Annotated in this window: 3 protein-coding genes and 1 pseudogene; all 4 read left to right on the top strand. The window is 66.1% G+C overall.

The genetic code is table 11. From position 1 onward, the window contains the following. On the top strand, nt 1-189 hold a 189-nt coding region (locus JHL16_RS17375; RefSeq protein ID WP_200186123.1), incomplete at its 5' end, for a hypothetical protein. 108 nt (nt 190-297) lie between these two features. Beyond that, entirely contained in the window at nt 298-942 is a 645-nt protein-coding gene (locus JHL16_RS17370; RefSeq protein ID WP_200186122.1) for an invasion associated locus B family protein, read from the top strand. Between the two features lie 208 nt (nt 943-1,150). Further along, nucleotides 1,151-5,860 (top strand): autotransporter outer membrane beta-barrel domain-containing protein, encoded by a 4,710-nt coding sequence (locus JHL16_RS35270; protein ID WP_200186121.1) that lies wholly within the window; start codon nt 1,151-1,153, stop codon nt 5,858-5,860. A gap of 163 nt (nt 5,861-6,023) precedes the next feature. Then, nucleotides 6,024-8,984: pseudogene (locus JHL16_RS17360) on the top strand (beta strand repeat-containing protein); the annotation flags it as partial.

Below are 8,984 nucleotides of genomic sequence, written 5' to 3'. Positions count from 1 at the left end.
GTCGACATTCTGGCCGACGTGCCGCTGGGCATCTCGGATGACGGCATGGAAGGCGTCTATGGCGATGTCAGCGGCCAGGTCGACGTCAATCTGTCGACCAACACAACGCTCTATCTGAAGGGCGGCATCCTGTTCAGCGACGACGTGACCAAGCCGAACGCCTCGGGTGGCTTCGCCGTCTACTGGTGATCTGCCCCGACAGGGGAAAAGTGATAAGGAATTGGGGGTATCGTCAACAACGGTACCCCCTTCCGTTTTTGATTCGGGGCGAGCCATCGGCACGGAATGTGAGCTGCAATGAGACTGATCATCCCGATCGCGTGCGTCGCGGTCATCGCCGCCGCCAGCCTGGGGCTTGCCGCCGGCTATATGACGGGGCAATTCCCGCAAACCGCCACGGCCGATCAGACGGCCACGCTGGCGCCGGGCGATCTGAAGACCGGGGCTGAACCGGAGGCCGCGGCGACTGCAGGCCCGGATGTGAAGGTCGCGGATACGCAGGCCGCGGCGAAGAAGGGCGCGCCTCAGCAATTTGGCGCGTGGGTCGTCTCCTGCGCGGAAGTGCCGGAAGGGGCGCCGAAGAATTGCGTGGCGCGGCTGGCGATCCGCGACAAGAACCGCGATGTGACGGTGATCAACTGGCTGATCGGGTACAACAAGGACAGGCAGCTCTTGATGGAAATCACCACGCCGTCGGATGTCCTCATAGAGCCTGGCCTCAAGATGACCATTGGCGAGGGGGCGGCGCAGAGCTTTACCTATCTCTCCTGCGCCCCTGCCGGATGTGTCACCCGCATCCGTCCTGAGGCCCAGATGCTCGACGACCTGCGCCAGGCGAAAAACGTCAAGCTCACGATCGAGACACCCGCCGGCAAGGCGATCACCTTCACGATCCAGGTCAGCGGAATTGCCGAGAGCCTGGATGAACTTGCCCGGCCCTAAAGCGCTTGCCGCCAAAGCTGCTCGACTTTGGTAATAAGGAACGCGCTCGGTAAGCCTCATTTATCAACTTTTGATTGTTCTTGCACTCTGTGTCGTTCTGACAACAGATGGAAGAATTTTTGCTTGGCGTTCGCCTGGTCGTCTGGTGATTCTCCCTAGGGTTAGATAAACCTATCGTGATTTTGTTCTTGCCCTGGGGTGTTCCTTTATGACTCGGACGATCGGTGCGGCCGTTGAAAAGCTGGCCTCGAAGAAGACGCGGCGTTTCCGTTTGCTGGCTCACACATCCCTCGTATCGAGCATTCTCATCAGTGGTCTCGTTCTCGCGGCTCCGGGCTTCGCCGCCAATGGGACGGGCAATCCGGGCACCGACGGGGCCAATCAGGCGCCCGGCAATGTCGCCGTGCCGGTCTCCACGATCGACAATCCCAATATCACGCCCGCCCCCACGGCTGCGGCAGGAGGAGATGGCACCGACAGCACCACGGGCACAGGCACTGCGGGCGCCGCCGGTACGCCAGGGATGCCGGGCGTCGCTATCGGCACCACGGGCGGCGACGGCGGCCTGGGCGAAAACGCCAACGGAACCGGCGGCGAGCCCGCCGGCAATGGCGGGTCAGGCACTGGCGGCGGCATCGGTCCGATCCTGATCGACAGAAACGGCGACATCACGACCGCCGCGATGGTCGACGCCGTCGCCGCGGCCGGAAAGGGCGGCAATGGCGGCCGGGGCGGTGACGGCATCGGCGCCGTCAATACAGGGGCCGTGGGCGGCATCGGCGGTGTCGGCGGGCCGACGGTTATCGGCGGGACCGGTGGCACCGGTGGGCCGGGCGGCGATGGCGGCCGTGCCATCGGCGGGGGCACCAATGGCGGCAATGGCAATTTCGGCCAGGGCGGCAGCGTCGACACGATTACCGTCGATGTGAGCGGCAACATCCAGAGCGCGCTGGTGATGGGCACCGGTGGCGTCGGCACCGGCGGCAATGGTGGCGCCGGCGGCATCGCTCAAGGTGGCAGCGCCGCGGCCGGTGGTGCCGGCGGCAGTGGCGGCGGCTATGCCGCCACCCTGACGGGCGATGATACCACAGGCGGGACCGGCGGTATCGGCGGCGATGGCCGCGCGGTGAATGCCGGCGCCGGCTGGGGCGGAGAAGGCGCCGACGGCACCGGCGGCAATGTCGGCGCCATCAGCGTCACGGCGGGTGGCGATATCGGCACCCTGGGGATCGAGTCGACCGGCGGCGTGGGCGATGGCGGCGACGGCGGCACTGCTGGCGCGGGAACGGGCGGCACCGGCGCCAAAGGTGGCACGGGCGGCGCCGGCGGCTCACTCGGCATCATCGCGGAGGGCGATTTCAATGGAGGGGGCACTGGCGGCATTGGCGGTGCCGGCAGCGTCGTTGACGGCGCCGGGGGTGACGGCACCAGAGGCGGCAACGCAACGGGCGGAAGCACGGGAGATATCCTGGTCACCGCGGTCAATCTCGGCCCCACCAAAATCAAATCGGCCGGCGGCTCGACCGCGGCCGGTAACGGCGGCGATGGCGGCGATGGCCAGGCCGGCACGGCCGGCGCCGGCGGCGACGGCGGCGTGGGCGGCAGCCTCGGCGATATGCTGACAGGCATCAATAATGACGCCGGCACCGGCGGCGCTGGTGGCGTCGGTGGTCACGCCAACGGCCTGGGCGGTAATGCCGGCCATGGCGGCAATGCCACGGGCGGCAGCTCGGGAGCGATCGACATCGACGCGGCCGCGAATATCGGCCCGCTCTCCATTCTTTCCATTGGCGGCGCGGCGACCGGTGGCAAGGGCGGCATAGGCGGCGCGGGCACGGCCACTGCCGGTGGCGCCGGCGGCACGGGCGGCGCCGGCGGGCAGGTCGGCGATCTCGGTGCTACGGACTTCGCGATCGATAACAATGGCGGTACTGGCGGCACTGGCGGCGCCGGCGCCAGCAACTCTTCCGCGACGGGCGGCAATGGCGGCAATGGCGGCAATGCCCGCTCCGGCGATACGGGCTCGATCAATATCACCCGCAACGGCACCACCACCGGTCCGGTGACCATCGTGTCGGAAGTTTCACCTGGTCTCGCGGCAACGGGCGGCCATGGCGGCGCCGGCGGTGATGCCACCGCGGCGGCGGCCGGCGCCGGCGGTACCGGCGGCGCCGGCGGCGATGTCGGCGCCTTTACCAATTTGATCGACAACGGAAATTTCGCCGGCAGTGGCGGCAGGGGTGGCGCCGGCGGCGGCGGCAACGACGCGATGGCCGGCGCCGGCGGCAATGGTGGCAATGCCGTGGGCGGCGGTGCTGCGATCACCTACACGAATAATGGCGCTCACACCTCGGCGGCGGGCATCACCCTCGTGGCCAATGCCGGCGACGCGGTCGGCGGCAATGGCGGCAGTGGTGGAGATGCAACGGCTGGCGCCGGCGGTGCCGGCGGCACGGGTGGTGCCACTGGCTCCGGCGGCAATGGTGACGGCTTCGGTGGCGCGGGGGGCGCCGGCGGTAATGGCGGCGCGGCGACGGGCGGCAGCGGCGGCAATGGCGGCAATGGCACGGGTGGCTCGGCCAGCGTCGGGATGAACAACACCGGCGACATCACTGCGAATGGCGGCAATGCGATCACGATCATCGCCACTGCGGGCGACGGCACCGGCGGCGATGGCGGCAGGGGCGGCGGCGCCCACGGCGGTGCCGGTGGGGGCGGTGGTACGGGCGGTGCCAGCGGCGGCGTGGCCGGTGACGGCGGCAATGGCGGTGACGGCGGCAACGGCACCGGCGGCAATGCCGGCAATGGCGGTCGTGGCGTTGGCGGCGTCGCGCAGGTCAGGGTCGTCAATGACGGCCGGATCCTGGCGACCGGCAATGGCGTCGACATCACCGCGACATCGGGGACGGGCACGGGTGGTTCCGCCGGTTTCCTCGGCAGTGTGACCCGCGGTCTGCCCGGCGGCTTCGGCTTCGGTGGCGCTGGCGGCATTCCCGGCCAAGACGGCGACGCCGGCATCAACTCCGGAACGCTCACCGACGGCGCTCCAGGCAACCCCGGCACCGATCAAAATGGCCGCGCCCAGGTGGCCGTCGACAACTCGAACCTGATCGATGTGAGTGGCATCGGCGTCCGGGCGTCGACGGAGGGCGACAATGGCTCGATCGCCGTCAACAATATCGGCGGCACGATCATCGGTGATGCGGGCGGCGTGTCTTTGCGGACCGATATGAGCGATCCGGACTTTGTCACCGCCGGCGACATCGATATCGTCAATTCGGGCTTGATCGCTTCCGGCAATGTGCTCACGGCCGCGGCGATCAACACCAAGGGGGCTTCGACCGAGATCCTCAATTCGGGCACCGTGCTCGGCTTCATGGACCTGACCGAGCAGGGCGATCTGGTCGAGAACGAGGCGGGCGGCGTCTTCGCGGCGCGCGGCGTATCGGACTTCCGCGGCGGCGTCGACGTCTTCACCAACAGCGGCACCGTCGCTTCGGCCGATGACAATGCGACGGACGAGAATGTCTCGCTGCTCAATCTCGAGTCTTTCAAGAACGCCGGACTGGTCACCCTGGTCGACGGCCAGGCGGGCGACAGACTCACCATGACCGGCAACACTGCCTATGACAGCACCGGCGGCAGCCTCGCGGTCGATGCGCTGCTGGGCGCACCCGGCACCGGCAAGTCGGACAGGCTGATCATCGACGGCGCCACGGCCGGCACCAGTGGCGTTACCAGGGTTTCGGTCAATGTCACCGGCACATCGGGCGCCAATAGCGACGGCATCGCCGTGGTCGAGATGACCAATGGCGGCGCCACGCATGACGGCGACTTCGTGCTCGATGGCGGGCCGCTGAATGTCGGCTTCTTCACCTGGGATTTGAGGCGTGACGGCGCCACGCAGGAGCTGTTCACGTCGGGTGTAGGCACCGGCGCTTACGAATTCGCCGCCGGCATCACCGCCACGCAGGACATCTGGTACCAGACGACCGGCACACTCTTACAGCGCCAGGCCGATCTGAGGCCGCTGCTCGCGGGCACGCAGGTGACACCGGTCGCCGACTTTAGCGAGCCAGTCGCGCCGACGCCAGCCGGACAAGTGGGGCCGGGCTTCTGGATCAAAGCTGTGGGCGCCTGGCTCGAGCGCGATCAGGGTGATGGTCTGGAGGTGACCGACCGCAAGCAGTCGATCTATGGCGGCCTCGCGGGCTTCGATTTCGCCACCGAAGGTCAGGGCGATGCCTGGCTGTTCGGCCTGTTCGGCGGCTATACGGGCTCCAAGCTCGCCTTCAACGAGACCGACACCGAATGGACCTATGACGGCCCGTCGGTCGGCGCCTATGCGACCTATCTGAACGAAGCGCTTTATGTCGACATGCTGGTCAAGGCCGACTTCCTGAACATCACGATCGATCCCGATGCGCCGGGCGCCGATGACGAGGATACCGATGCCTTGAATATCGGCGGCCTGATCGATGCCGGCTACAAGATCGGCGGCGGCGAAGGCGTCTTCATCGAGCCGCAGGCGGCGCTCGCGGTGCTGCACACCGAGATCGACGATGTCGACGTCCTGGGCGGGAATGTCGATTTCGACGACGAGACGAGTGTCAGAGGCCGGCTGGGCCTCAGGCTCGGCTATGATCACACCGGGGCCAACCAGGTGGTCTATTCGTCGGATGTGACGGCGAGTGTCTGGCAGGCGTTCACCGGTAGCGACAATGATGTCACCATCGCTGTACCCAACTTCCCGGCCTTCGGCGTCTCGGACGAGCCGGGCGAGACGGTGGGCGATGTGTCGCTGGGCTTCAGCGTGGCCGCACCCGAAGGTTGGTCCGGCTTCCTGCGTGGCAATTACCAGTTCTCTGATGACCTGGAGGCGATCTCCGGCAATCTGGGTGTCAGGTATAGTTGGTGAGGTTCTTCTTCTGGTTGCAGGAAGGCAAAGACCACGGTGCACCTGTAATATTTATACAACATTCTCCCAAAAATAATTCTTTACCTTGAGGAATCGCTAGCGGAACTCCCCTAGCGCAATATAGTCTCAACGTAATTTTGGTACCTTTACGTTGGGGGCATTCATGCTGCGTAAGAAATCTGCAGGATTCGGCCGTTTGAATTCGGCCGAAGCCGCCAAGCCGCTGTCGACTGGAAACAAGGCGAATAGGGGCGTCAGCCGCTCCGTGGCGCGGGGCCTGTTCTACTCTTCCATCCTCACCAGCTGCCTTGTTCTGGTCAATGGCGCGACGGTCAACAAGACCTATGCTGCCGCCTGCGTCGGGGGCATCGACGGGGCCAATGGCACGGTGTGCTTCATCGGCACGACCAACGACACCCTCACATATGTGGGCAGCAACGGCACCTATGTGAACGGCAATTTTTCGCTGACCCTGCAGAATCATGACGTCAACGGGACCACGGACGGCATCACCTTCAACGGCGTCACCGGCGGCGATGGCTTCATCAATCTGACCGGCGACAGCGATGTCGATGGCAATGCCGGCAGCGGCATCAACGCGTCGGCCTTCAACAGCAACACCGAGATCATCATCGAAGACACCAGCTCGGTGACGGGCTCCGCCGGCGGTATCGTGGCCCTGAGCGGCGGCGTCGTGGGCGGCAATATCACCATCACCACCGAGGCGACTACCCCCGTGGTCGGCGAATCGGGTGACGGCATCCTTGCCAATGCGACCACGCTCGGCAATGTCGTCGTGAACGCGCAAGGTGCGGTGACCGGCACCGGCGGCACCGGCATCTTCGCCAATGCGGCCGGCGGCACGGTCAATGTCACCACCGGCGCGGCGGCGGTCACCGGCACGAACGGTAATGGCATAGAGGCCACGGCCTCGGGCGCCGTGACCGTCGGCACGGGCGGCAATGTCACCGGCACCGTCGGCAACGGCATCAACGCCGTCTCGACCGGCAATGGCAGCGTCGAAGTGACGACAAACGGCGCCGCCGGAACGCTGGTCAGCGGCGCGAATGGCGACGGCATCAATGCCGATGCACCGGCCGGCAATGTCGTCGTGGAGGCCAACACCGCCGTGACCGGCAGTGTCATCGGCATCGACGCCAATGCCGGCGGCACGGTCAGTGTCACCACGGGCGCCGGCTTCGCGGTCACCGGCAATGGCGGCGACGGCATCCAGGCCACGAGCGGCACCGGCACCACCGTCGATGTGAATGGCAATGTCACCGGCACGGGCGGCAACGGCATTCTCGCGACGACCACGAATGGCACTGTCCAGGTGACGACGGAAGCGGGCACGCTGGTTCAGGGCACCGGCGGCGCCGGCATCTCCGCCAGCACGACCTTGGCGGGCAACGTCACCGTGACCGCGAACAGCCAGGTAACCGGCAGCACCATCGGCATCGACGCCAACGCGTTCTCGGGCTCGGTCCAGGTCACTACAGGCACGGCGGCCATCCTCGGCCAGGCCGGCCACGGCATCGATGCGACGGGAACCACCGCGGTAATCGTCGGAACGGGCGGCAATGTCACCGGCACCGGCGGCATCGGCATCAATGCGGTGTCGAGCCTCGCCAATGTCTCCGTCACGACGACCGGCGCCGCCGGCACGCTGATCAGCGGCACAAGCGGGGCCGGCATCAACGCCTCCTCCTCCGGCGCCGCCGCTACTGTCGATGTGGAAGTGCACACGGCCGTCACCGGCAGCACCATCGGCATCAATGCCATTTCGAACAACGGCTCCGTCGAAGTCACCACGGATCAGTATGCGGTCAACGGCCTGTTCGGCGCCGGCATCGACGCGACGGCCTCGGGCCTCGTCACGGTCAGCACGGGCGGCAATGTCACCGGCAATGGCATCGGCATCAATGCGGTGTCCGGCACCAACGGCAATGTCAATGTGACGACGAACGGCGCCGTCGGCACGCTGATCAGCGGCACGGCCGGTGCCGGCATCTTTGCCAATGCGGACGGCACCGGCAATACCGATGTCGAAATCCACACCGCCGTCACCGGCAGCACCATCGGCATCGACGCCAATGCGGACTCGGGCACGGTCGAGGTCACCACGGATACGGGCAATAATGTTACCGGCAATGCCGGCGACGGCATCCAGGCGACGGCGTCGGGCAATTCGACAGTCGAAACGAAAGGCAATGTCACCGGCACCGGCGGCAGTGGCATCAATGCGCAGAGCTCCGCCGGCGGCAATGTCCAGGTGACGACGAGCCTGGCCGACCCGCTTAACCCCGCCACGGTCGTCACCGGCACGGCCGGCGCGGGCATTCTCGCCGCCTCCACGGGGACCGGCACCGTGACGATCATCAACGACACCTTCACGAAGGGCTCGGTTACCGGCATCGATGCCGTCAGCGGCACCGGTGCGATCCAGATCACCAACACCAGGGTGATCTCGAACAATTCCTTGTTGGAAACCGATCTGGCGATCCGCACGGCCGGTGGTCCCACGACCATCGACAACAATACCAATGGCGGCATCATCGGACGGGTGGAAACCGGCTCGAGCGACGACACGCTGAACAACAGGTTCTTCTGGATTACGAACGGCACCAGTGACTTCGGCGCGGGCGCCAATGACGCGGTGAACAACTTCTACTACATCTTCGCCGGCAATCAGACCGGGGTGAGCGAGACGACGACCTTCAACGGCCTGGAGAACCTGAACAACAACGCGCTAGGCCACATCCAGTTGAGCGACCAGGCTGTCGGCGATGGCAGCAATTTCTCCGATGTGCTCAGAACGTCCGGCAATTACAACGGCAATGGCGGCGATCTCGGCGTTGACGCCTTCCTGGGCGGTGCGGGATCGGTGGCCGACGTGCTCTCGGTCGGGGGCAACGCCACCGGCGTGACCCAGATCTATGTCAACGACACCAATGCGGGGCCGGGCGGCTACAATCCCAACGGCATCCTGGTGGCGCATGTGGACGGCAGCACCACCGCCGATAATTTTGTGCTGTCCGATGGGCCGATCGACAAAGGCCTGTTCTTCTACGACCTGCTGTTCGATGCGGCGAATGGCGACCATCTGCTCGTCGGCCTTCCCGAC

Source organism: Taklimakanibacter albus (assembly GCF_016595235.1).
Taxonomy (GTDB): domain Bacteria; phylum Pseudomonadota; class Alphaproteobacteria; order Rhizobiales; family Aestuariivirgaceae; genus Taklimakanibacter; species Taklimakanibacter albus.
This window is presented reverse-complemented; position numbering and strand designations above follow the sequence as displayed.

Bases quoted from the DNA above. Each gene is read 5' to 3' on its own strand.
- JHL16_RS35270 (WP_200186121.1), top strand. From the start codon at position 1,151: ATGACTCGGACGATCGGTGCGGCCGTTGAAAAGCTGGCCTCGAAGAAG.
- JHL16_RS17370 (WP_200186122.1), top strand. From the start codon at position 298: ATGAGACTGATCATCCCGATCGCGTGCGTCGCGGTCATCGCCGCCGCC.